This window comes from Allosphingosinicella sp. (assembly GCF_036402135.1).
Lineage (GTDB): Bacteria > Pseudomonadota > Alphaproteobacteria > Sphingomonadales > Sphingomonadaceae > Allosphingosinicella.
Window position 1 is genome coordinate 38,615 of record NZ_DASWTN010000021.1, and the last position, 23,007, is coordinate 61,621.

20 protein-coding genes are annotated in these 23,007 nt (G+C 65.7%); 18 read left to right on the top strand and 2 right to left on the bottom strand.

Annotation, left to right across the window (positions count from 1 at the left end):
• Positions 1-5 precede the first annotated feature (5 nt).
• Both purL and VGD10_RS05850 read right to left on the bottom strand, forming a co-directional pair.
• Entirely contained in the window at positions 6-2,252 is a 2,247-nt protein-coding gene (purL, locus tag VGD10_RS05845) for a phosphoribosylformylglycinamidine synthase subunit PurL (protein WP_331039866.1), read from the bottom strand.
• 117 nt (positions 2,253-2,369) lie between these two features.
• Positions 2,370-2,753 (bottom strand): hypothetical protein, encoded by a 384-nt coding sequence (locus VGD10_RS05850; RefSeq protein ID WP_331039867.1) that lies wholly within the window; start codon positions 2,751-2,753, stop codon positions 2,370-2,372.
• Positions 2,754-2,870: 117 nt separating this feature from the next.
• Between VGD10_RS05850 and VGD10_RS05855 the strand changes: the two genes are divergently transcribed.
• From VGD10_RS05855 to ftsZ, 18 genes are all read left to right on the top strand, one after another.
• Positions 2,871-3,137 (top strand): hypothetical protein, encoded by a 267-nt coding sequence (locus tag VGD10_RS05855; protein ID WP_331039868.1) that lies wholly within the window; start codon positions 2,871-2,873, stop codon positions 3,135-3,137.
• Complete coding sequence (locus VGD10_RS05860; RefSeq protein ID WP_331039869.1) at positions 3,100-4,401, top strand: Gldg family protein; 1,302 nt, start codon at positions 3,100-3,102, stop codon at positions 4,399-4,401. Before VGD10_RS05855 ends, VGD10_RS05860 begins: the two co-directional genes overlap by 38 nt.
• 267 nt (positions 4,402-4,668) lie before the next feature.
• Positions 4,669-5,154 carry a division/cell wall cluster transcriptional repressor MraZ gene (locus VGD10_RS05865; RefSeq protein WP_331039870.1) on the top strand — a complete coding sequence of 162 codons (486 nt, stop codon included), beginning with the start codon at positions 4,669-4,671 and terminating at the stop codon, positions 5,152-5,154.
• Positions 5,151-6,110, top strand: coding sequence for a 16S rRNA (cytosine(1402)-N(4))-methyltransferase RsmH (rsmH, locus tag VGD10_RS05870; protein WP_331039871.1), 960 nt, complete (start codon positions 5,151-5,153; stop codon positions 6,108-6,110). The genes VGD10_RS05865 and rsmH overlap by 4 nt, the downstream gene beginning before the upstream one ends.
• A complete protein-coding gene (locus tag VGD10_RS05875; protein WP_331039872.1) occupies positions 6,107-6,835 on the top strand; it encodes a hypothetical protein in 729 nt (242 codons plus the stop codon). The genes rsmH and VGD10_RS05875 overlap by 4 nt, the downstream gene beginning before the upstream one ends.
• Positions 6,835-8,526, top strand: coding sequence for a penicillin-binding protein 2 (locus tag VGD10_RS05880; protein ID WP_331039873.1), 1,692 nt, complete (start codon positions 6,835-6,837; stop codon positions 8,524-8,526). Before VGD10_RS05875 ends, VGD10_RS05880 begins: the two co-directional genes overlap by 1 nt.
• Entirely contained in the window at positions 8,526-9,941 is a 1,416-nt protein-coding gene (locus VGD10_RS05885; RefSeq protein ID WP_331039874.1) for a UDP-N-acetylmuramoyl-L-alanyl-D-glutamate--2,6-diaminopimelate ligase, read from the top strand. The genes VGD10_RS05880 and VGD10_RS05885 overlap by 1 nt, the downstream gene beginning before the upstream one ends.
• Complete coding sequence (locus VGD10_RS05890) at positions 9,938-11,317, top strand: UDP-N-acetylmuramoyl-tripeptide--D-alanyl-D-alanine ligase (protein ID WP_331039875.1); 1,380 nt, start codon at positions 9,938-9,940, stop codon at positions 11,315-11,317. Before VGD10_RS05885 ends, VGD10_RS05890 begins: the two co-directional genes overlap by 4 nt.
• Positions 11,318-12,388, top strand: coding sequence for a phospho-N-acetylmuramoyl-pentapeptide-transferase (mraY, locus tag VGD10_RS05895; RefSeq protein WP_331039876.1), 1,071 nt, complete (start codon positions 11,318-11,320; stop codon positions 12,386-12,388). It begins immediately after the preceding gene.
• Complete coding sequence (gene murD, locus VGD10_RS05900; protein ID WP_331039877.1) at positions 12,385-13,665, top strand: UDP-N-acetylmuramoyl-L-alanine--D-glutamate ligase; 1,281 nt, start codon at positions 12,385-12,387, stop codon at positions 13,663-13,665. The genes mraY and murD overlap by 4 nt, the downstream gene beginning before the upstream one ends.
• A complete protein-coding gene (locus VGD10_RS05905) occupies positions 13,662-14,855 on the top strand; it encodes a putative peptidoglycan glycosyltransferase FtsW (protein WP_331039878.1) in 1,194 nt (397 codons plus the stop codon). Before murD ends, VGD10_RS05905 begins: the two co-directional genes overlap by 4 nt.
• Entirely contained in the window at positions 14,852-16,015 is a 1,164-nt protein-coding gene (murG, locus tag VGD10_RS05910; RefSeq protein ID WP_331039879.1) for an undecaprenyldiphospho-muramoylpentapeptide beta-N-acetylglucosaminyltransferase, read from the top strand. The genes VGD10_RS05905 and murG overlap by 4 nt, the downstream gene beginning before the upstream one ends.
• Positions 16,012-17,424 carry a UDP-N-acetylmuramate--L-alanine ligase gene (murC, locus tag VGD10_RS05915; protein WP_331039880.1) on the top strand — a complete coding sequence of 471 codons (1,413 nt, stop codon included), beginning with the start codon at positions 16,012-16,014 and terminating at the stop codon, positions 17,422-17,424. The genes murG and murC overlap by 4 nt, the downstream gene beginning before the upstream one ends.
• On the top strand, positions 17,421-18,314 hold the full coding sequence (murB, locus tag VGD10_RS05920; protein ID WP_331039881.1) for a UDP-N-acetylmuramate dehydrogenase: 894 nt from the start codon (positions 17,421-17,423) through the stop codon (positions 18,312-18,314). The genes murC and murB overlap by 4 nt, the downstream gene beginning before the upstream one ends.
• On the top strand, positions 18,307-19,224 hold the full coding sequence (locus VGD10_RS05925; protein WP_331039882.1) for a D-alanine--D-alanine ligase: 918 nt from the start codon (positions 18,307-18,309) through the stop codon (positions 19,222-19,224). The genes murB and VGD10_RS05925 overlap by 8 nt, the downstream gene beginning before the upstream one ends.
• Positions 19,221-20,147 (top strand): cell division protein FtsQ/DivIB, encoded by a 927-nt coding sequence (locus VGD10_RS05930; protein WP_331039883.1) that lies wholly within the window; start codon positions 19,221-19,223, stop codon positions 20,145-20,147. Before VGD10_RS05925 ends, VGD10_RS05930 begins: the two co-directional genes overlap by 4 nt.
• On the top strand, positions 20,147-21,415 hold the full coding sequence (gene ftsA / locus VGD10_RS05935; protein ID WP_331039884.1) for a cell division protein FtsA: 1,269 nt from the start codon (positions 20,147-20,149) through the stop codon (positions 21,413-21,415). The genes VGD10_RS05930 and ftsA overlap by 1 nt, the downstream gene beginning before the upstream one ends.
• Positions 21,416-21,524: 109 nt before the next feature.
• Entirely contained in the window at positions 21,525-22,979 is a 1,455-nt protein-coding gene (ftsZ, locus tag VGD10_RS05940; protein WP_331039885.1) for a cell division protein FtsZ, read from the top strand.
• Positions 22,980-23,007 lie beyond the last annotated feature (28 nt).

Consider the following 23,007-nt stretch of genomic DNA (forward strand, 5'->3'; position numbering starts at 1 on the left):
CGCAATCAGGCGACCGTGGGCTCTCCGCCCATGAGAGCAGGGAAGAAGCCTTCGTGGGCGCGGCGGAGTTCAGCCAGGGGAACGGAGCTCGGGCCGCCGCGGTCGATCAGGTCGAAAGTGATGGCGTCGCCGCCGGTTCTGCCGAGCGGGATCGCATTCAGCCCAGCCTGCTCGATACGCGCGCTGACCGTCGCCGGATCGGTGCAGGTGAGGATGTAGCGGCCCTGATCCTCGCCGAACAGAATCGCGCCCGGATTCGGGATCTGCGGCACCACTGGAACCGTCACGCCGATATTGCCGGCAAGCGCCATTTCCGCCAGCGCAACGGCCGCGCCGCCGTCGGAGCAATCGTGAACGGCAGTGACCAATTCTTCCGCGATCAAGGCGCGGACCAGCTCGCCCGCGCGCCGCTCCGCATTGAGGTCGACGGCCGGAGGAGGGCCGTCTTCGCGGCCATGGATTTCGCGAAGCCAGAGCGACTGCCCGACATGGCTGTTGCTGTGGCAGATGAGGACGATCGCTTCGCCCTCGGCCTTGAAGGCGATGGTAGCGTTCTTCCGCCAGTCGGCGAGCAGGCCGATGCCGCCGATGGCGGGGGTGGGGAGGATGGCGCTGCCGCCGCCTGTCGCCTTTGACTCATTATAGAGGCTGACGTTGCCGGAGACGATTGGGAAGTCGAGCGCGCGGCAGGCGTCCGCCATGCCTTCGAGGCAGCCGACGATCTGCGCCATGATCTCTGGCCGCTGCGGATTGGCGAAGTTGAGGCAGTTGGTGATGGCGAGCGGCGTTGCGCCCACCGCCGACAGGTTGCGGTAGCATTCGGCGACCGCCTGCCTGCCGCCCTCGACTGGATCAGCGAAGCAGTAACGGGGCGTTACGTCGGTGCTGATCGCAAGCGCCTTCTCGGTGCCGTGAACGCGGACGACGGCGGCATCGCCGCCCGGGCGCTGGACCGTATCGGCCATGACCATGTGGTCGTACTGCTCCCAAATCCAGCGGCGACTGGCGAGATCGGGGGAGGCCATCAGCTTCAGGAGATCGGCGGCGGGGTCGGTGCTTTCGGGAAGAGCGTCGAGCGGCTTCACCTTTGCCCAAGCCTTATATTCTTCCTGCGACACATAGGGGCGCTCGTAGAGCGGCGCTTCGTCGGCGAGCGGCGCGAGCGGGATGTCGGCGGCGACTTCGCCGTTCCACTTCAACACCATATGGCCGGTGTCAGTGACGCGGCCGATGACGGCGAAATCGAGTTCCCATTTCCGGAAGATGGCTTCAGCCTCGGCCTCGCGGCCGGGCTTCAGGACCATCAACATCCGTTCCTGACTCTCGGAGAGCATCATCTCGTAGGGCGTCATGCCCTCTTCGCGGCAGGGTACGGCGTTCATGTCGAGTTCAATGCCGACGCCGCCCTTGGACGCCATTTCGACGCTCGAGGAGGTCAGGCCGGCGGCGCCCATGTCCTGGATGGCAACGATGGCGTCGGAGGCCATCAGTTCGAGGCAGGCCTCGATCAGCAGCTTTTCGGTGAAGGGGTCGCCGACCTGGACCGTGGGGCGCTTCTCTTCGCTGTCCTCGCCGAAATCGGCGGAGGCCATGGTTGCGCCGTGAATGCCGTCGCGGCCGGTCTTTGAGCCGACATAGACGATCGGATTGCCGACGCCGGAAGCGGCCGAATAGAAAATCTTGTCGGTGTCGGCGAGGCCGACCGTCATCGCATTGACGAGGATGTTGCCGTCATAGGCAGGGTGGAAATTGACCTCGCCGCCCACCGTTGGGACGCCGACGCAGTTGCCGTAGCCACCGATGCCGCGAACGACGCCGGCGATGAGGTGCCGCATCTTGGGATGATCGGGCCGGCCGAAGCGAAGCGCGTTCATGTTGGCGATCGGCCGCGCCCCCATGGTGAAGACGTCGCGCAGGATGCCGCCGACGCCGGTCGCAGCGCCCTGGTACGGCTCGATGTAGGAGGGATGGTTGTGGCTCTCCATCTTGAAGATGGCGGCCTGACCGTCGCCGATATCGACTACGCCCGCATTCTCGCCTGGGCCGCAAATCACCTGCGGGCCCGTGGTCGGCAGCTTCTTCAGGTGCACGCGGGAGGATTTGTAGGAGCAATGCTCCGACCACATGACCGAGAAGATGCCGAGCTCGGTGAGGTTCGGCTCGCGGCCCATGGCGTGGAGGACGCGCTCATATTCTTCGGGGGAGAGGCCGTGCTCGGCGACGATTTCGGGGGTGATCCGGGATTCGCTCATGGCGGCCTCCTAACGGCAAGCGCGGCGCTGTCCAAGCCGCGCGTAAGGGGCATGAAAAAGGCCGGGCGGCCCCCCTTTCGTCCACCCGGCCCCGATTGCCTTTTTAGAGGTTGAAGATCAGGCCTTGCAGCTCTGTGAACCCTTGCCGGGTGAGGAGAAGGTGACATTGGTGCCGCTGCCGCTCAGCGAATAGCCTTCGGCCGTATAGGCCTGTCCGGCTGCCGGAGCAGTCAGCTGCGTCGGCATTTCCTCGCGGCTGCCGAGACGAACGTTCGCCGTATTGTTGGTGTAGAAGTCCACGTAGACGAGGCTGTTGTCCTTACAGCGATAGGTGTGGCTGGTCTGGATCGCCGGCGGAAGCTCGACCGGCTTCGCTTTGGCGAGCTCGGCCGCCTGCGGATCGTTCACGTTGGACGCGTCGATCGTCTCAGGCTCGCAGGCAGCGAGTGGAAGGAAAGCCAAAGCGGCGGCGACTGAAAGAATTTTTGGGGTATGGTTCATAGCGGCGCGGAACCTCGCGGGTGCAGCATCGCGCGTCAAGGACTTTGTTATCATCCTCTTTACCGTAGAAATTGGGGGGTTCGACAAGCCATTATAGCTGCGCTAGATTTCATTTCGATGAGAGTGGGTCGAAAAGAATATGACGGCACGCAGCGCGTGCGCATCGGCCTCACCGGGCTCGCCTTCGTCTTCATCCTCGTCCTCCTGGGCGCCATTTTTGCGAGTGCTAGCGAGGAAGAGCCGATCACGGCGAACATGATCGACAAGCAGATCGCCGACGGCGGCGCGGCCAAGGTGGAAGCGGAGCCCAAGGAACCGCTGGCCGAGCTGGGCGTCGCGCCGGGCAATGCCGAAAATAAGAGCGAAGCCGCAGCCGCTGAATAAGCCGACGCTGACGCCGTGGATGGTCGCGCTCGCCGCCTTGCTGGCGGCGCTGGAGATCGCGCCGCTGCTCCTGTCGGGCGGCTATTTCGAATGGGGGCGGGCGGAGGCTCTGCCGTTCATCAGCTTCAGGGCGTTCGTGCTGCTGCTTGGCGCGCTGATCGTCGCCTGGCGGCCGGTGCGGCAGCGGGCGGCATTCTATCTGCTTCTGCTGGTCTCGGCGGCGTCGTCGGAAACGTTGCTGGTGCTTGCTTTGGGTGCCGACAATCCGTGGCCGGAGATGCTGCGCGGGCTGCTGTTCGGCGCCTTGCTGGCGGTGCTGATCGATCTTGTGCTGCAGGCGGGGCGGAGGCTTTGGAAATCGGCGCCGGTGCCGCTTGCGGCGCTTATCTTCGCCTCCTTCCTGACGCCCTTCGTGATTGGGCCGTTGAGCGCGATTGTTACGCCGCCTCCGGAGCCGGTGAAGGAGCGGCCGGAGCTGATGCTGATGACGGCGCTGCCGATCATCTGGGGCGAGGGCGGCGCCTTTGACCCGGAGAGCAGGCCCGCGGCCTCCTATCAGGTGCTGGATCGATACTATCAGGTGCGGCCGCTCGACGTGCTGGACGAGACAAGCCTCCGGAACCGCAAGCTGCTGCTGCTCGCCCAGCCACGCGCGCTCAATCCCGAGGAGTTGGTGGCGCTGGACGCCTGGGTACGGGGCGGCGGCAGGGCTGTGATCCTCACCGACCCGGCTCTCGTCTGGCCGACGGAGCTGCCGCTCGGCGACATCCGCCGCCCGCCGCCGGTCGGGCTGCTGCAGCCGCTGCTGGATCATTGGGGGCTTGGCCTGGCGCCGCCGCTGCCGGAGCGGCGCGGGATCGTCGACGAGCGGGTGGGCGAGCGCAAGCTGAGGCTGGCGGCACCGGGGCGGTTTGAGAGCCGAGGCCGGGCTTGCAGCGTTGCGCAGGGAGGCCTGATCGCCGACTGCCGCATAGGTGAGGGTAGGGCACTACTCGTCGCCGACGCGGACCTGATGCATGACGAGACTTGGGTGCTTGGGGAGATGGCGTCCGACGATGGTCGCTTCGGGCGGGTTGCCGACAATGTTCTCGCGGTGGCGGATATGCTCGACAGGCTGTCCGGCACGGAGCGGACACCGCCGGGGGGGCTGGTTGAGTGGGCTGATCCAGACGCGGACCCGACCCTGGCGGTGCTGCTCGCGCTACTGCCGATCCTAGCCGGACTCGGAGTCGGGCTGGCGCTGGTTCTGAAGCGCCGCCGCTAAGCCTTTCACTTCTCCAACAAACTTATCCACAGGCACGTTCTGCAGAACAGTCGTTGAACATGAGTAAGAACAAACCATGAAAGCGCCTTCTATGGCATAAAATCCCCATATACGGCATGAAAACCCCTTCACGAGGCATGGCTTTCCTGTTATCCACGGCCTTCTAAAGATCAGGGGCAAATCCGGCTGGCAGGCAAAGCCACGCGGGCACAGCGATGTGCACCCGCGAACGGGGGAGCTCCGTCCGAGAGGAACGGCTGGGCGGACGTGGAACTGGAGCATCTCTTCAACGGAAGCGCGCTGAGCGCGGTGGACGCCAAGGGGCGTCTGTCCGTGCCGTCGTTCATCCGTGGGGTGATCGAGCGACGGTCCGATGCCAAGGCGGTCGTTATCGGCATGCATGAGGTGTCGCCCTGCCTCAATGCCTATGACCGCGGCTATGCCCGCATCCTTTATGCCGAGAATGAAAGGCGCCGCCTTTCTGAAGAGGCTGGCGGGGCGGACGTGGCTGCCCATCACGCCCGCGCCCGCCGCACCTTCGGCCTGACCGAGGACGTGCCCTACGATACGAGCGGCCGCATCATCCTTCCGCCGATGATGCGCCGGAAGGGTCAGATCGAGGATCTGGCACTGTTCGTCGGCATCGGCGGCACGTTCGAAATCTGGAATCCGCGCCTCGCGCTCGAAAGCGGCGACGAGGATCTGCGTGATCTCGCCGCCTACCGGCTCGAGGAAAAGGGGATTTCCCTGTGAGCGTCGCCCATGCCGCCCCGCATGTGCCGGTGCTCCTCGAAGAAGTGGTTGCGGCGCTCGACCCGAAAGACGGCGAGACCCATGTCGACGGCACCTTCGGCGCCGGCGGCTATACAAAGGCGATTATGGAACGCGGCGCGAAGGTCATCGCCTTCGACCGCGATCCCGACGCGATCCGCGAGGGGGCTTCCCTCGTAGCGGTGAGCGGGGAGCGCCTGACGCTTGTTCCGGAGCGTTTTTCCCGGATGCGTCAGGCGCTTCGCGACCGCGGAGTTGATGAAGTGGACGGCGTGACGCTCGATATCGGCGTCTCCTCGATGCAGCTCGACCGCGCCGAGCGCGGCTTTTCCTTCCAGGCGGACGGACCGCTCGACATGCGGATGGAGCAGGAAGGGCAGAGCGCCGCCGACTTCGTCAACAATGCCGACGAGGACGAAATTGCCGACGTGCTTTTCCATTATGGCGAGGAGCCGAAGTCGCGCCGTGTCGCCCGCGCCATTGTCGCCGCGCGCCCGATCAAGCGGACGAGCCAGCTTGCCGAAGTCGTACGAAAAGCGCTCGGCCATCATGCGGGGATGAAGAAGGATCCGGCGACCCGGACCTTTCAGGCGATCCGCATTCATCTCAATGAAGAGCTTCAGGAACTCGAAGGCGGGCTCGAAGCCGCCGAGCAGGTATTGAAGGAAGGCGGCCGGCTCGCCGTCGTCACCTTCCACAGCCTTGAGGACCGCGTTGTAAAGCGTTTCCTGCGCGAGCGCAGCGGATCGGTCCCCGCTGGCTCGCGCCATTTGCCCGCCACGGCGAACAAAGGGCCAAAGCCGACCTTCGAAGCGGTCGGCAAGGCCGTCCGTGCGGGCGAAGCCGAAATCAAAGCTAATCCGCGGGCGCGCTCCGCCACCTTAAGGGTCGCACGCCGCACATCAGCATCCCCCTGGAATGAAAGCATGAGCGCATGATCGCGAGAGGCTTCAAGCCCGTTGGCTGGGTTGCCGCCGTCGGCGGCGCCGCCCTTGGCTGCTATATGCTGTCGCTGAACGTCGCGTCCGAGCGCGCCGAGCTGGCGCAGATCGAGCGGCAGATCATTGCGGCGAAGCAGGATATCCGCCAGCTCCAGACGGAACTCGGCACGCGTGGCCGGCTGACCCAGCTCGAACACTGGAATGCCGAGGTGCTGGCCCTGTCGGCGCCCGGATCGCAGCAATTCCTGTCGGACGAGCTGCGGCTGGCGAGCTTTACCCAGCCGGTCCAGTCAACGGATCAGACGATATCGAACGTGCGCATGGCTTCGGCTGATGCCGCAGCGCCGGAAGCGAAGCTGAAGACGGCGGTCGGCATCGGCTTCGAGGCGCCGGAGGCGGCTCCGGCCAAGCCGATGCTGCGCCAGGCGAGCCTCGTCGCGACTGCGGCGCCGGCGGCTGAGAAGAGGCCGGCTTTCATCAAGGCTGCTGCAGTCGTGGAAACGCCGGTCGTCAAGAAGGCTGCTGCCAAGGCGCCGCTCGCCAAGACGGAGCCGGTCAAGAAAGCTGTCGAGGTCAAGAAACCTGCGGTCCAAAAGGCTGCCACGGTCCAGAAGACCGCCGCCGCGAAGCCCAAGAAGCCTGCGATGATCGACGACGATCTGATCGCCGCGGTCAGCGATGCCGCCAAGGCGGAGAAGAAAGCCGGAGGGGCGGGACGCTGATGACCGTCATAGCGGCGAACGCCCGGAAGCTTCAGGTCGAGGAACAGCGGAAGGAGCAGACGCTCGCCATCACCTACCAGCGGCTGATGCTGGTGATGCTGGTGTTTGCGGGCGTGATCGCGCTCATCGCGCTTCGCCTCGTCTACCTCCAGATCTTCACCGACCGGGTGCAGGTGTCCGTCGGCAACCCCCTGCTTCCGCCGCGCGGCGACATCGTTGACCGGAACGGCGTGCCGCTGGCGCGCACCATCGACGCCTGGTCTATCGGCGTCCATCCGAACAAATTGCTCGGCGACCCGGACGAGCTTGCAACGAAGCTCGCCGAGCTGATGCCGGAGAAGAGCGCTGCCGAATATAAGGCGCTGCTGACCTCGGGTAAGACCTTCGTGTACTTGAGCCGCCGCGCGATGCCGGAGCTGGTGTCGGCGGTGAACGCGCTCGGCGAGCCCGCCATTGCCTTTGACCGTGAGCCTGAGCGGCTCTACCCGCAGACCGCGCTTGCCGCTCACATCCTCGGCTGGACCGATTTCGAGGGTCAGGGCGTCACCGGCATGGAAAAGGTGCTGAACGACCGCCTCGGCAATCCCGACACGCGGGGGCAGGGCGTCGCGCTTTCGATCGATTCCCGCGTCCAGGCCGCGGTCGAGAGCGAGCTTGGCGCGGCGATGGCGAAGCACAGCGCCGAAGGCGGCACCGGCATCGTTCTGGACGTGCAGACCGGCGAGATCCTCGCCATGGCGTCCTTCCCCACCTTCAACCCCAATGCCGCCGGCAAATATGCGCCCAATTCGCAATATAACCGCGCGACCATGGGCGTGTACGAGCTCGGATCGACCTTCAAGCCGCTGACCGTCGCGACCGCGATCGATGCGGGCACCGTCACCTCCTTCGCCAAGCGCTACGATGCCGGCACGCCGCTCGCCATCGGGCGCTTCCGCATCTCCGACTACAAAGGCAAGAACCGGCCGCTGAACGTCGCCGAGGTGATCGCTTATTCCTCCAACATCGGCACTGCGCGGATTGCGGACGAAATGGGCGCGGAGCGGCTGCAGGCCTCGTTCCGCAAGCTGGGCTTCGATTCGGCGCCGCATATCGAGCTTGCCGAGAAGGCGAAGCCGCTCTGGCCCCGCGAGTGGAGCCGTGCGACCCTCCTCACCAGCTCCTTCGGTCACGGCGTGGCTATCACGCCGCTGCACCTCGCCACGGCTTATGCCGCTTTGGTGAATGGCGGCATCTGGCGCCCGTCCACCTTGCTCAAGGTCGATCCCTCGCGCGTTCCCGAAGGCCGCCGGGTGTTCGAGGCTGAGACCAGCCGCCGTGTCCGGCAGCTCCTTCGCCTCAACGTGCTTCATGGCGGCGGCAAGCGCGGCGAAGCCGCCGGATACCGCGTCGGCGGCAAGACCGGCACGGCGGAAAAGAGCGGCAGCGGCGGCTACTCCAAAAAAGTGAACGTCTCGACGTTCGCGGCGGCTTTCCCGATGGATAATCCGCGCTATGTGGTGATCGCCATGCTCGACGCCCCCAAAGCCACCGCCGACACGTTCGGCTACACCACCGCCGGATGGGTTTCCGCCCCGATCGTATCGAAGGTCATTGCCCGGACCGGCAGCCTGCTTGGAGTGATTCCCGACGAGCGCCGCGACATGGAGTTGTCGGAGGTGTTGCCGCTGGTCGACACGTCGGGCGACTGATGCGGCTCGGCACGCTGATCGGCACCGACAGCGGGGAAAGCGTCACCGGCTTCGCCATCGATCATCGGAAGGTGGCGCCGGGAACGGTGTTCGGCGCCTTCCAGGGCACGGCCTTCAACGGCGAGGATTTCATTCCCGCAGCGGTCGAGGCGGGCGCGATTGCCGTAGTGGCGCGGCCTGACGTTTCCGTCGAAGGTGCGGCACATGTTGCGGCGGAGGAGCCGCGCAGGGAATTTGCGAGCCTTGCCGCGCGCTTCTTCGCGCCCTTCCCGCAGACGGTGATCGCTGTCACCGGCACCAACGGCAAGACGTCAAACGTCGAGCTTTCGCGTCAGCTGTGGCGGATGGCGGGGCATCCTTCGGCCTCGATTGGTACGCTCGGCGTTACCACGGCCGACGAGCAGGTGACGACGGGGCTGACGACACCCGACATCGTGACCTTCCTGTCCAACATGGCGGGGCTCGAGCGGATGGGGATCACCCACGCCGCGTTCGAGGCGTCGAGCCATGGGCTTGCGCAACACCGGACCGAGGGGCTGCCGGTGCATGCCGCGGCTTTCACCAATTTCAGCCGCGATCATCTCGACTATCACGGCACGATGGAGGCCTATTTCGAGGCCAAGATGCGCCTGTTCCGCGAGGTGGTGGAGCCGAACGGGGCGGCGGTGATCTGGACCGACGATCCGAAATCCGACGAAGTGGAGGCCATTGCGCGCGAGCGGGGGCTCAGGGTGCTGACTGTGGGCAAGGCGGGCGAGACGCTGAGGCTCGTCGAGCGGCAGCCGAGCCAGCTTGGCCAGACTCTGATCATCGAGGCCGAGGGCAAGACCCACAAGGTCGCTTTGCCGCTGATCGGCGCCTACCAGGCCGCGAATGCGCTGACGGCGGCGGGGCTTGTGCTCGCGACCGGGGGCGAGCTTCAGCAGACCTTGACCAATCTTGCGCGGGTGCAGCCGGTGCGCGGGCGGCTCGAGCGGGCCGTCATCACCAAGGCCGGCGCGCCAATCTATGTCGATTATGCGCACACGCCGGACGCCATCCAATCGGCGATCGAGGCGCTTCGGCCGCATGCCAAGGGGCGGCTCATCACCGTGTTCGGCGCCGGCGGCGACCGCGACGTCGGCAAGCGGCCGGAAATGGGCGAAGTCGCCGCGCGCATGTCGGACATGGTCATCGTCACCGACGACAATCCGCGGAGCGAGGATCCGGCCGCGATCCGCCGCGACATCATGGCGGGCGCGGAAAGTGCGCGCGAGGTCCCGGGCCGCCGCGAGGCGATTGCCGCCGCCGTCGCCGAAGCGGGTGCGGACGACATCATCTTGCTGGCCGGCAAAGGCCATGAGCAGGGGCAGATCGTGGGAGACAAGGTGCTGCCGTTCGACGACGTAAGCGTAGCGCGGGAGTGCGCGGCATGAGCGCGCTCTGGACCTCCGAGGAAATTGCCGAGGCCGTTGGCGGCAAGGCGGACGGCCTGTTCGAGGTGGGCGGCGTCACGTTCGATAGCCGCGAGGTGGGAAAGGGCGACCTCTTCATCGCGATGAAGGGGGAGGCGACCGACGGGCATCGCTTCCTCGACAAGGCGTTCGGCGCGGGCGCGGCGGGCGCAATCGTCAGCGAGCCGATCCCGCAGCCGCATGTGCTGGTCGGCGATACGAACAAGGCGCTGAACGACCTCGGCCGGGCTTCGCGGGAGCGGAGCCATGCACGGATCGTCGGCGTGACGGGCTCAGCCGGAAAGACCGGGACCAAGGAGGCGCTGTACGCAGCGCTGGACTACGGCGCGCCCGGCAAGGCGCACCGGTCGGTCAAAAGCTACAACAACCATACGGGCGTGCCGCTGTCGCTCGCCCGCATGCCGCGCGAGAGTCGCTACGGCGTGTTCGAGATGGGCATGAACCATGCCGGGGAGCTTGCCGCGCTGACGCGGCTCGTCCGCCCGCATGTCGCCATCGTCACCACCATCGCTTCCGCGCACCGCGAATTCTTTTCGAGCGAGGAAGAGATTGCCGATGCCAAGGGCGAGATCTTCCAGGGGCTGGAGGAAGGCGGCACCGCTTTGGTGCCGTTCGACAGCCCGCACCGCGACCGGCTGATCGCCGCTGCCAAGCCTTATGCGGCGCGGATCTGGACCTTCGGCCTTGGCGAAGGTGCCGACATCCGCGCCCGCGACGTGATCTATGGCCAGCCGGGCGGGACGCTCGTTACGGCGCAGCTGCCGGACGCCGACCTCAACTTCACGCTTGCGCCGCCGGGCGAGCATTGGGTGTCTAATGCGATGGCGGTGCTCGGCGCTGTTGAGGCGCTTGGCGGCGACCTCGGCGCTGCGGGCCTCGCACTTGCGGAGCTTGCGGGCCTGAAAGGACGCGGCGAGCGGCATAGGATACGGGTGGGCGGCGGCGAGGCGTTGCTGATCGACGAGAGCTACAACGCCAATCCGTCATCGATGCGGGCTACTCTGAAGGTGCTTGGCAACGAGAATGTCTCAGGCCGGCGCATCGCGGTGCTTGGATCGATGAAGGAACTTGGCGAGGGATCGGACGGGTTCCATGCCGGCCTTGCCGAGCCGATCGAGGCTGCTCGTGTCGATTATGCCATATTGGTCGGACAAGAGATGGAAGCGCTCGCGAAAGCCCTTGGACAAAAGGTTAAAATCGCGCATGTGCCGGATGTGGCGTCGGCCGCCGAACTCGTCCGAAAAGAGGTGGGTCCGGGCGATGCTTTGCTGGTCAAGGGATCGAACTCCGTCGGATTGTCCGCCCTTGTCGAGGACCTGGCGCGCGGGGGAAGCTGAATGTTCTTGCTGATTGCAGAAGAGCTTGGATTTCCGGGCATCCTCAATCTCTTCCGCTACATCACATTCCGCGCGGGCGCCGCGACCGCGACCGCGCTCTTCATCGGACTGATCATCGGCCCAAAGTTCATCGGCTGGCTCCGGGTCCGCCAGGGCAAGGGGCAGCCGATCCGCGCCGATGGGCCCACGACCCACCTTTCGAAGCGGGGCACGCCGACCATGGGCGGCCTGATGATCCTCACATCGCTATCGATCGCGATGCTGCTCTGGATGGACTTCGCCAATCCCTATGTCTGGGCCTGCCTGTTCATCACGGTGGGCTTCGGCCTCATTGGCTTCATCGACGATTACGACAAGGTGACGAAGAGCAGCCACAAGGGCATTTCCGGGCGGACGCGGCTGCTTGCCGAGTTCCTGGTGGCGGGGGTAGGCTGCTGGGTGATCATCCAGGGCACCGGTACAGAGCTCTACATCCCGTTCTTCACCGGGCCGGTGGTCGATCTCGGGCCCTTCTACGTCATCTTCGCCGCGTTCGTCGTGGTGGGCGCGGGCAATGCGGTGAACCTGACCGACGGCCTCGACGGGCTTGCCACTATGCCGGTGATCATCGCCAGCCTCGCCTTCCTGCTGATCACCTATCTCGTCGGTAATGCGGTCTTCTCCGCCTATCTCGGCATTCCGCATGTGCTGGGCGTCGGCGACCTGACCGTGCTCTGCTCCGCCATTGTCGGCGCGGGGCTTGCCTTCCTCTGGTTCAACGCGCCGCCGGCTGCAGTCTTCATGGGCGACACCGGCAGCCTCGCCATGGGCGGCGCGCTCGGTGCGATCGCGGTCGCGACCCAGCACGAGATCGTGCTCGCCATCGTCGGCGGGTTGTTCGTGATGGAGGCGGCGTCGGTCATCCTCCAGGTTTTCTTCTACAAGCGCACCGGCAAGCGCATCTTCAAGATGGCGCCGATCCACCATCATTTCGAGCAGAAGGGCTGGTCCGAGCCAACCGTCGTGATCCGTTTCTGGATCATCAGCTTCGTGCTCGCGCTCGCCGGTCTTTCGACACTGAAGCTCAGATGATCGTCAGCAGCGCCTTCAAGGACAAGAGCTATGCGGTGCTGGGCCTCGCCCGCTCCGGCGTCGCGACCGTGGAGGCGCTCGTCGCCAGCGGCGCGACGGTGATGGCCTGGGACGAGAAGGCCGAGCCGCGGGACGCGGTGGCGGACAAGGCGCGGATCGCCGATCCGCTTGCCACCTCCATCTATGGCTTTTCGGGCGTGGTCGTGTCGCCGGGCGTGCCCATCAATCGCCATCCGATTGCCGAGCGGGCGCGGGCGGCGAAGGTGCCACTGATCGGCGACATCGAATTGTTCGCGCAGGCCCGGGCGGATCTGCCGCCGCATAAGGTGGTCGGCATTACCGGCACCAACGGCAAGTCGACGACGACGGCTTTGATCCACCATATCGTGAAGACCGCGGGCATTCCGTCGATGATGGGCGGCAATATCGGGCTGCCGATCCTGGCGCAGGAGCCGCTGCCGGAAGGCGGCGTCTATGTGCTGGAGCTTTCATCCTACCAGATCGACCTGACGCAGAGCCTCGATTGCGAGGTTTCGGTGCTTCTTAACGTCACGCCCGACCATCTCGACCGCTATGACGGAATGGACGATTATGCGGGGTCGAAGGCGCGCCTGTTCGCGATGCAGTCGTCGGATCATGTGGCGGTGGTGGCGACGGACGACGATTATACGCGCGCCATTGCCGGGCAGCTTACCGGCGAGCGCATCTTGGTTTCCATGGAAGATGTGAAGGACCAGTCCGCCTGGCCTTCGCTGCAGGGGCCGCACAATGGGCAGAACGTGGCGGCGGCGGTGGCGGCGACACGGGCGCTCGGCATTGACGACGATGTGATCGTCGAGGCGCTTGCCACCTATCCGGGCCTGCCGCACCGGATGGAACGGGTGGCGGAGAAGGGTGGCGTCCTGTTTGTCAACGACAGCAAGGCGACCAATCCCACCTCCACCGCGCCGGCGCTCGCCGCCTATCCGGCGGTGCACTGGATTTTGGGCGGGCTGCCCAAGTCCGACGATCTCGACGCCTGCGAGCCCTATTTCGGTCATGTCCGCGCCGCCTATACGATCGGCGAGGCGGGGCCGATGTTCGCGCGGCTGCTGTCGGGCAAGGGCAAAAAGGTCGAAGAAGCGGGGACGCTCGACAAGGCGGTGCAGAGCGCCGCATCGGCCGCCGAGCGGGGGGAGACGGTGCTGCTCTCGCCCGCCTGTGCCTCGTTCGATCAGTTCAAGGATTATGAGGCACGGGGCGAGGCATTCCGGGCCGCGGTGGAGGCTTTGGCATGAACGTGGCGCCGCAGAAGATCGCGGCGAACCGCCTGGGGCGTTCGGACCGGAGCGCTCTCGGCCGCTGGTTCTGGGAAATCGACCGGGTGCTGCTGCTGCTCGTCGCGGTGCTGATCTCGATCGGCCTTATTGCGGTTGCGGCGGCCTCGCCCGCGGCGGCGCAGCGTTATTCGGGCGGCGAGGTGAGCTTCGCGCCGCTTTATTATTTCTACCGGCAGATTGTCTGGATCTTCCTCGCCATCCCGGTGATGATCGGCGTGTCGATGCTGCCCAAGTCAAAGGCGCGGCGGCTCTGCCTTGCAGGCGCGGCCTTCTTCACGGTGCTGCTCGTGTTCGTGCCGCTGATCGGCCAGGAAGTGAACGGGGCCAAGCGCTGGATCGGCGTCGGCTTCACGCAATTCCAGCCGTCCGAGTTCCTGAAGCCGCTCTTCGTCGTAGCGCTCGCCTGGATATTGTCGCTGAAGGAAAAGGATCCGACGCTTCCCGTCGTGCCGGTGACGGGGCTCCTGACCGGCATCACCGCGCTCCTCCTGATGAAGCAGCCGAATTTCGGCGAGACCATCATCTTCGCCGCTGCCTGGGTGATGCTGCTGACGCTTTCCGGCGTGTCGATGCGCATCCTCGGCGGGCTCGGCGTGGGGGCGGTGCTGGGCGTCATCGCCGCCTATCTCTTCTACCCGGTGGCGACGAAGCGGATCGACGCCTTCCTGTTCGCGACGGGCGATACCGACACCTACCAGACAGACAGCGCGTTGCGCACATTGACCTCGGGCGGCTTTTTCGGTGCGGGGCCGGGCGCGGGGACGCGGAAGTTCAACCTGCCGGAGCCTCATACCGACTACATCTTCTCGGTGATCGGGGAGGAGTTCGGCCTCATCGCCTGCCTCGCCATCGCGATCCTCTATCTCCTCATCATCGCGCGCGTTCTGATCCGCCTGCTGCATGAGGAGGACATGTTCCTGGTGCTCGCGACGGCGGGGCTGGTGACGCAGTTCGGGCTGCAGGCTTTGATCAACATGGCTGTCAACGTGCAGCTCGCCCCGTCCAAGGGCATGACGCTTCCCTTCATCAGCTATGGCGGATCGTCGATGATAGCATTGGCGATCGGCATGGGGCTCCTCCTCGCCTTCACCCGGCGAAATCCCTATCTGCACCGCTCCCCTTATGTGGTGAAATGGAGCGGCCAATGATCGTGAAGCGCCATTTCATTCTCGCTGCGGGCGGCACCGGGGGGCATATGATCCCGGCGCATGCGCTCGCCGAGGAGCTGACCGGCCGCGGCCACGGCGTGTCGCTGATCACCGACGAGCGCGGCGCGAAGATCCCCGGCCTTTTCCAGGGTCTGAGTGTCCACATCATGCCTGCGGGCCGGATCAGCGGTGGGCCGCTCGGCTGGCTGAAGGCGGCGCGGAATATCTGGGCCGGCCGCGCGATGGCGAAGCGGCTCTACCGGCAGGAGAGGCCTGCGGCGGTGGTCGGCTTCGGCGGCTATCCGGCGCTTCCGGCGCTGCTTGCTGCCAATGCCATGGGCATTCCAACTGCCATCCACGAGCAGAATGCGGTGCTCGGCAGGGTCAACCGGCTGGTCGCGGGCAGGGTCGATGCGATCGCCACTGCCTATGACGAAGTCGACCGGCTGAAGCCGCGTTACCTCGACAAGGTGGCGCTGGTCGGCAATCCGGTGCGGGACGAGGTGCTGGCGCTTCGCGGTCAGCCTTTCCCCGCACTGGAGCCCGACGGCGTCTTTCGCCTGCTGGTGACCGGCGGAAGCCAGGGGGCGGCGGTGCTTTCGAGCGTGGTGCCGGAAGGCTTGTCGCTGCTCCCGGACGAGTTTCGCCTCCGCCTACAGGTGACGCAGCAATGCCGACCCGAAGATATCGAGGCGGTGCGGGAGCGCTACGCGCGTTTCGGCATTCCCGCCGAGCTCGCCACATACATCCCCGACATGCCGGAGAAGCTGGCCTGGTCGCATCTCGTGATCGGTCGCGCCGGAGCCTCCACCATTGCCGAGCTGACGGCGGCGGGGCGTCCGGCAATCCTGATTCCGCTGCCGAGCGCCACGGACGATCATCAGACCGCCAATGCCCGCGAAATGGCGAAGGCGGGCGGCGCGCGCATGATCCCGCAGAACCAATTCACGCCGCAGGAATTGGCCCAGCAGATGCAGCATCTAGGGCTTGAGACGAAGGCGCTGGCCAATGCCGCCGCCCATGCACGGGCGGTGGGGCGGCCGGATGCGGCAAAGGACCTTGCCGACCTCGTCGAGCGGATCAGCCGTACCCCGGCGGCCGACGCGCTGCGGGTGACGAACGAACAGCCTGCCGCTGTGTCTAATGGAGCTTACGCATGAAGGGCGTCGGCACCGACATCGGCATCATCCATTTCGTCGGCATCGGCGGCATCGGCATGTCCGGCATTGCCGAGGTGATGCACATCCTTGGCTATCAGGTGCAGGGCTCCGACGTCGCCGAGGGCTATGTCGTCGAGGGGCTCCGCAAGCAGGGCATCAAGGTGAGTATCGGCCAGCATGCCGACAATGTCGCCGATGCCGCTGTGGTAGTGGTTTCGACGGCCATCAAGCGCGACAATCCGGAAGTGGAGTGTGCGCTGGAGCGCCGCATTCCGGTCGTCCGTCGCGCCGAGATGCTGGCCGAGCTGATGCGGCTCAAGAACACCGTCGCGGTGGCGGGGACGCACGGCAAGACGACGACGACCTCGATGGTCGCGACTTTGCTCGACGCGGGCGGGATCGATCCGACCGTCATCAACGGCGGCATCATCAATGCCTACGGCTCCAACGCGCGGCTCGGGAAGAGTGACTGGATGGTGGTCGAGGCGGACGAGAGCGACGGCAGCTTTCTGCGCCTCGACGGCACGATCGCGGTCGTGACGAATATCGATCCCGAGCATCTCGACCATTATGGCGGCTTCGATGCGGTGAAGGACGCCTTCGTCGAGTTCGTCGAAAATGTCCCTTTCTACGGCGCGGCCCTGCTTTGCGTCGATCATCCGGAGGTGCAGGCGATTATCCCGCGCCTTCAGGATCGCCGCGTCGTCACCTACGGCTTTGCGGCGCTCGCCGATGTACGGGCGGAGAATGTGACGCCGTTCCCCGGCGGCAATCGCTTTGACGTCGATATCCGCGACCGCGCCGGCGCGGTGCGGCGGATCAGGGGCGTCGAACTGCCGATGCCAGGCCGCCACAATGTGCAGAATGCGCTTGCGGCGATCGGCGTCGCCGCCGAGCTCGGCATTTCGGACGAGGTGATCGCCGAAGGCTTCAAGAGCTTCAGTGGGGTGAAGCGCCGCTTCACCACCGTCGGCCAGGTTGAGGGCGTCACGATCATCGACGATTACGGGCACCATCCGGTCGAGATCAGGGCTGTGCTGTCGGCGGCGCGGGAAGGGGCGCAGGGCAGGGTGATCGCCGTCGTTCAGCCGCATCGCTACACGCGCCTTCGCGACCTGATGGAAGAGTTTCAGGGCGCCTTCAACGACGCCGACATCGTCTATGTCGCGCCCGTCTATGCGGCGGGCGAGGAGCCGATCGAGGGCGTCGATGCCGAAGCCCTGGTGCGCGGCCTCAAGGAGCGCGGCCACCGCATGGTGAAGGCGGTGGAGAGTGCAGAGGATCTGGCGCGGCAACTTCGCGATATTGCCGGGCGCGGCGACATGGTGATCTGCCTTGGCGCCGGCGATATCACGAAATGGGCGGCCGGTCTCGCTATCGGCATCAAGAATGCGAGGCTCAATAAATGAGCGTCGCCGAGCTTCCCCGCGTCCGCGGCAAGCTGACGGCGGATGCACCGCTGGCGCCGCTCGTCTGGTTCAAGTCGGGCGGCGCGGCCGAATGGCTGTTCGAGCCGAAGGATGTCGAGGATCTGTCGGAATTTCTGACGGGACTTGATCCACAGGTGCCGGTGATGGGCCTTGGTCTCGGCTCCAATCTGATTGTTCGCGACGGCGGCGTTCCGGGCGTCGTGGTGCGGCTCGGCAAACCGTTCGCCACCGTCGAGCGGCTGGACGAGACAGTGCTTCGCTGCGGGGGTGGCGCTTCGGGTATTCTCGTGTCGTCCACGGCGCGGGATGCTGGGATCGGCGGGCTAGAATTTCTGCGCTCCATTCCGGGGACGGTCGGCGGCTTCGTGCGGATGAACGGGGGCGCCTACGGCCGCGAGGTGAAGGACGTGCTCGTCGAATGCGAGGTGGTGCTGCGGTCGGGCGAGCTGAAGACGCTTCCCCTCGATGCGCTCGGCTATACCTACAGACACAGCGACTTGCCGGAAGGCGCGATCGTCGTCAGCGCCACTTTCCGCGGCCAGCCCGAACAGCCGGAGGCGATCCAGGCGGAGATGGACCGGATCGCGCAATCGCGGGAGGAATCGCAGCCGCTCCGCTCCAAGACCGGCGGCTCCACCTTCAAGAACCCGCCGGGCACGAAGGCCTGGAAGGAGATCGACGACGCCGGCTGCCGCGGGCTCCAGATCGGAGACGCGCAGGTGTCGGAGAAGCATTGTAACTTCCTCCTCAATCTCGGCGCCGCTTCGTCGGCGGATATCGAGGCATTGGGCGAGGAAGTGCGCCGCCGCGTCCGGGAGAAAAGCGGCGTCGAGCTTGAATGGGAAATTCAGAGGGTGGGTAATGCGTAAGCTTCATGTCGCCGTGTTGATGGGCGGCTGGTCCGCCGAGCGCGAAGTGTCGCTGATGAGCGGCGAGGGCGTCGCGCAGGCGCTCGAAAGCCTGGGCCACCGCGTGACGCGGATCGACATGGACCGGAACCTTGCGCTGGTGCTGGATGGCATCCGGCCCGACGTGGTGTTCAACGCGCTTCACGGGACGCCCGGCGAGGACGGGACCGTGCAGGGCATGCTCGACCTGATGGGCATCAAATATACGCATTCGGGGCTCGTCACGTCGGTGATCGCGATCGACAAGGAGCTGACCAAGCAGGCTTTGGTGCCGCACGGGATCCGCATGCCGGAAGGCGAGGTGGTGGAGAGCGAGAGCCTCTACGCGGGCGATCCGATGGGTCGGCCCTATGTGCTGAAGCCGGTCAACGAAGGCTCGTCGGTCGGTGTCGCCATCGTCACCAATGAGAGCAATTACGGAAGCCCGATCGGCCGCGACGTGAAGGGGCCGTGGCAGGAGTTCGACCAGCTTCTGGCCGAGCCCTTCATCAAGGGACACGAGCTGACGGTTGCGGTGCTTGGCGATGAGGCGCTCGCGGTCACCGAACTGAAGCCGACGCAGGGCTTCTACGATTACGATGCGAAATATACGGACGGGCTGACGCAGCATGTCTGCCCGGCCGAGATACCCGACGACATCCGCGATGCGGCGATGGCGATGGCGCTGAAGGCGCACAAGCTGCTTGGCTGCAAGGGAACGTCCCGGTCGGACTTCCGCTGGGATGATGAACGGGGGCTCGAAGGCCTCTACCTGCTGGAAGTGAATACGCAGCCGGGCATGACGCCTTTGAGCCTCGTGCCGGAGCAGGCGAAGTATCGCGGCCTCAGCTATGCCGAGCTCGTCCAGCGCATCGTCGAGGAGGCGCTGTGAGCGCGCGGATTGCCAGAGGCACTTCCTCGCGCGCGCGGCCGAGGGCGAGCTCCAGCCGCGGGCGGACGACGAAGCGCCGGAAGGACCCCGGGCTGCTCGACGCGCTGCCGTTTCCGGCGGAGACGGTGCGGCGGGTAAGCTGGTGGATATTCCTCGGCATGCTGATCGCCGTCGCACTCGCGGTCGCCTCGGCGCTTCGCGTGCCGCAGATGGTCGGCACTGCCATAGGCGAGAATATCGGCCGCGCAGGCTTTGCGGTCGAGCGGGTCGAGATCAAGGGCGCGAAGCAGGTGCCGCGGCTCGCCATCTACAATATCGCCTGGGATCAGCCTTCCACGGCGATGCCTTTGGTCGACCTCGATCTGACACGGGAGCGGCTGCTCCGCTTCGGCTGGGTCAAGGAAGCGCGCGTGTCGCGGCGCTGGCCGGATACTTTGGTGGTGGACATCGTCGAGCGGCAGCCCGCCGCCATTTGGCAGCACAACCAGCAGCTCGCGCTGATCGATGCCGAAGGCGTGGTGCTGGATCAGGTGAAGCTTGATGCCATGCCGGACTTGCCGCTGGTCATCGGGCCGGCCGCAAATCGCCACGCCAACGAATTTGCCAAGCTGACCGAAGCCGCGCCGCAATTGAAGCCCATGGTCGAGGGTGCGACCTGGGTCGGCGGGCGGCGCTGGGACATTCGTTTCCAGTCTGGCGAAGTGCTCGCGCTCCCGGAAGGCGAGGAAGCGTCGAAGAAGGCGCTTATTCAGTTCGCCCGCATGGATCAGTCGGCGCAGCTTCTGGGCCGCGGTCTCGTCCGTTTCGACATGCGCATTCCCGGCAAGTTTATCGTCCGCGTGTCTCGCGAGCCCGGCAGCACCGTGCCGGACATCGATCTCGCTCCCTCCACGCCCGTGCCGGACGCGCCCAGGACGATTTGATGAAAAGGGTCGCGCCTCCTCCTCAACGCCGACTGGTGACGGCCCTCGACGTTGGCTCGTCCAAGGTGTCTGCTTTGATCGCAGAGCCGGGCGAGGGCGGCGAGCTTCGCATTCTCGGCACCGGCCAGCGCGAGAGCCGGGGCGTGAAGCGCGGCTTCATCGCCGACATGGAGCGCACCGAAGCAGCGATCCGCGAGGCGGTCGAGCAGGCCGAGCGCATCGCCGCCACCAATGTCGAGCAGGTATTCGTCGGATTTTCGGCGGGCGGTCTCATCAGCACCGTTGCCAGCGTCGAGGTGGAGATTGGCGGCCGCCGGGTCGAGAAGCACGACATCGACGCGCTGCTGACGGTCGGGCGGGATTCCATCAGCCCGGACGGTCGAATGATCCTTCATGCGACGCCGGCGCTCTATACGCTGGATGGTCTTCAGGGCGTGAAGAAGCCGCTCGGGCTCCATGCGGACAAGCTTGCCGTCGACATCCATGTCATCGCTGCCGAGCCTTCGCCGGTGCGCAACCTCGATCTCTGCGTCCGCTCGGCGCATCTCGGGGTCGAGGCAATCGTTGCGTCGCCCGTCGCGGCGGGCAAGGCCTGCCTCAGCGAAGAGGAGCGCGAGCTTGGCGTTGCGCTGGTGGAGCTAGGCGCCGGCGTCACCAACGTGTCCGTCTTCGCGGGCGGCATGCTGGTCGGCCTGAAGTCGATCGCGATCGGCGGGCGCGACATTACGGACGACATCGCGGCGGCCTTCGGCACGCGCCGGGTCGATGCCGAGCGGATGAAATGCTTCTACGGCTCGGCGACCACGTCCCCGCGCGACAATCACGATATGATCGAATTGTCGCCGATGGGCGGCGGCGAGGAGGGGGCCGAGGCCACGCGGATTACGCGGGCGCAGCTGATCCACGTCATCCGGCAGCGGCTCGAGCAGCTGATGAACGAAATTGCCGACGCGCTGAAGGAGCTTGGCTTTGCCGGGCCGTTCGGGCGGCAGGTGGTGATCACCGGCGGCGGATCGGACCTGAAGGGCATGGCGGATTATGCGCAGGGCGTGCTCGGCCGCGCGGTTCGCGTCGGCCGTCCGCGCATGCCGGGACTTCCTGAAGCGCATAGCGGCCCCGCCTTTGCGACGCTTGCCGGGCTCGCGCAGTTCGCGGCGTCGAACGAACTCGATCTGCGGCAGGTCGCGGCGCCCGGCCATGCGCCCGTGAAGCCCACCGGCGGCGGCGTGGTGCAGCGGCTGATCTCGGCCTTCAGGAGCAGTTACTAACGGGAAAAATTCACGTCCGTTAACTTTTCGCTGGAGCCCGCGAATCGCATAGTGCAAAAGAGGCCCGAGGGCGTTCGTAACGCGTTGGAATCTAGGGGGAGGTTACCCAATGAGCATCGACTTCATCCGGCCTGAAGTGGACGAGCTTCGGCCGCGGATCAGCGTCATCGGCGTCGGCGGCGCGGGTGGTAACGCCGTTGCCAATATGATCGCGTCGGACGTGCAGGGGGTCGACTTCATCGTCGCCAATACGGACGCTCAGGCATTGAATGCCTCGGTCGCCGATCAGCGCATCCAATTGGGCCTCAAGATCACCCAGGGTCTCGGCGCCGGATCGCGGCCGGAAATCGGCAAGGCGGCCGCCGAAGAAACCATCATGGACATCGAAAAGGCGCTTGAAGGCGCGCATATGTGCTTCATCGCCGCCGGAATGGGCGGCGGCACCGGCACCGGCGCTGCACCCGTCATCGCCAAGGTCGCGCGCGAGAAGGGCATCCTCACCGTCGGCGTCGTGACGAAGCCGTTCAGTTTCGAAGGCAACCGCCGCACGCGTTCGGCGGAAAGCGGCATCGAAGAGCTTCAGCAGCATGTCGACACCCTGATCGTCATCCCGAACCAGAACCTCTTCCGGATCGCCAACCCGAACACGACCTTCAAGGAAGCGTTCCAGATGGCGGACGAAGTCCTTCAGCAGGGCGTCCGCGGCATCACCGACCTGATGGTCATGCCGGGCCTCATCAACCTCGACTTCGCCGACGTCCGCTCCGTCATGGGCGAGATGGGCAAGGCGATGATGGGCACGGGCGAAGCGTCCGGCGACAATCGGGCCATCGAAGCGGCCGAAAAGGCGATCGCCAACCCGCTGCTCGACGGCGTCAGCATGAAGGGCGCCAAGGGCGTCATCATCTCGATCACCGGCGGCGAGGACATGCGCCTGATGGAGGTCGACGAGGCCGCCAACCACATCAAGGATCTGGTCGATCCCGACGCCAACATCATCTGGGGCTCAGCGTTCAACAACGAGCTGGAAGGCCGCATCCGCGTGTCGGTTGTTGCCACCGGCATCGATGCCGAGCAGGTGAGCCAGCCGGCGCCGTCCGCCGCCAAGGTGTTCACCTTCCCGGGCGCCGCCCGCCCCACCGAACCGAAGCTGTTCGAGCCGGAGCCGATCGCCGAGGAAGCTTCTGCCGAAGCCGAAGCGCAGCAGGAAGTCGCCGAAGATCTGGAGCTGACCGAGGAAGCGCCCGCCGACGAGCTGGTGCTTGACGAGACCGCCGAAGACGAAGGCGAGGAGCTTCTGCTCGGCGACGAGAATGTTGCCGACGCGCCGGAGGAACCGACCAGCTTCATCGACGATGTCGCCGAGGAGCCCAAGACCTCGAATGGCACCCGCCCGTGGCTTCAGGAGCCGGCGCCCGCGCCGCGTCCGGCCAGCGGCGGCACTTTGTTCGAGCGCATGTCGAACATCGCTCGCGGCGCCGCCAAGGCACAGGTGCCGGAAGAGAAGAACGAGCGCGATCCGCTCGACATTCCGCGCTTCCTCAATCGCCAGAACAACCAGTAAGTCGTTCCACCTTATACCGGGCTGGCGC

Excerpts from the sequence above, each read along its gene's own strand:
- purL (WP_331039866.1), bottom strand. The coding sequence starts at position 2,252 with ATGAGCGAATCCCGGATCACCCCCGAAATCGTCGCCGAGCACGGCCTC.
- VGD10_RS05850 (WP_331039867.1), bottom strand. The coding sequence starts at position 2,753 with ATGAACCATACCCCAAAAATTCTTTCAGTCGCCGCCGCTTTGGCTTTC.
- VGD10_RS05855 (WP_331039868.1), top strand. The coding sequence starts at position 2,871 with ATGAGAGTGGGTCGAAAAGAATATGACGGCACGCAGCGCGTGCGCATC.
- VGD10_RS05860 (WP_331039869.1), top strand. The coding sequence starts at position 3,100 with ATGCCGAAAATAAGAGCGAAGCCGCAGCCGCTGAATAAGCCGACGCTG.
- VGD10_RS05875 (WP_331039872.1), top strand. The coding sequence starts at position 6,107 with ATGATCGCGAGAGGCTTCAAGCCCGTTGGCTGGGTTGCCGCCGTCGGC.
- VGD10_RS05880 (WP_331039873.1), top strand. The coding sequence starts at position 6,835 with ATGACCGTCATAGCGGCGAACGCCCGGAAGCTTCAGGTCGAGGAACAG.
- VGD10_RS05885 (WP_331039874.1), top strand. The coding sequence starts at position 8,526 with ATGCGGCTCGGCACGCTGATCGGCACCGACAGCGGGGAAAGCGTCACC.
- VGD10_RS05890 (WP_331039875.1), top strand. The coding sequence starts at position 9,938 with ATGAGCGCGCTCTGGACCTCCGAGGAAATTGCCGAGGCCGTTGGCGGC.
- mraY (WP_331039876.1), top strand. The coding sequence starts at position 11,318 with ATGTTCTTGCTGATTGCAGAAGAGCTTGGATTTCCGGGCATCCTCAAT.
- murD (WP_331039877.1), top strand. The coding sequence starts at position 12,385 with ATGATCGTCAGCAGCGCCTTCAAGGACAAGAGCTATGCGGTGCTGGGC.
- VGD10_RS05905 (WP_331039878.1), top strand. The coding sequence starts at position 13,662 with ATGAACGTGGCGCCGCAGAAGATCGCGGCGAACCGCCTGGGGCGTTCG.
- murG (WP_331039879.1), top strand. The coding sequence starts at position 14,852 with ATGATCGTGAAGCGCCATTTCATTCTCGCTGCGGGCGGCACCGGGGGG.
- murC (WP_331039880.1), top strand. The coding sequence starts at position 16,012 with ATGAAGGGCGTCGGCACCGACATCGGCATCATCCATTTCGTCGGCATC.
- murB (WP_331039881.1), top strand. The coding sequence starts at position 17,421 with ATGAGCGTCGCCGAGCTTCCCCGCGTCCGCGGCAAGCTGACGGCGGAT.
- VGD10_RS05925 (WP_331039882.1), top strand. The coding sequence starts at position 18,307 with ATGCGTAAGCTTCATGTCGCCGTGTTGATGGGCGGCTGGTCCGCCGAG.
- ftsA (WP_331039884.1), top strand. The coding sequence starts at position 20,147 with ATGAAAAGGGTCGCGCCTCCTCCTCAACGCCGACTGGTGACGGCCCTC.
- ftsZ (WP_331039885.1), top strand. The coding sequence starts at position 21,525 with ATGAGCATCGACTTCATCCGGCCTGAAGTGGACGAGCTTCGGCCGCGG.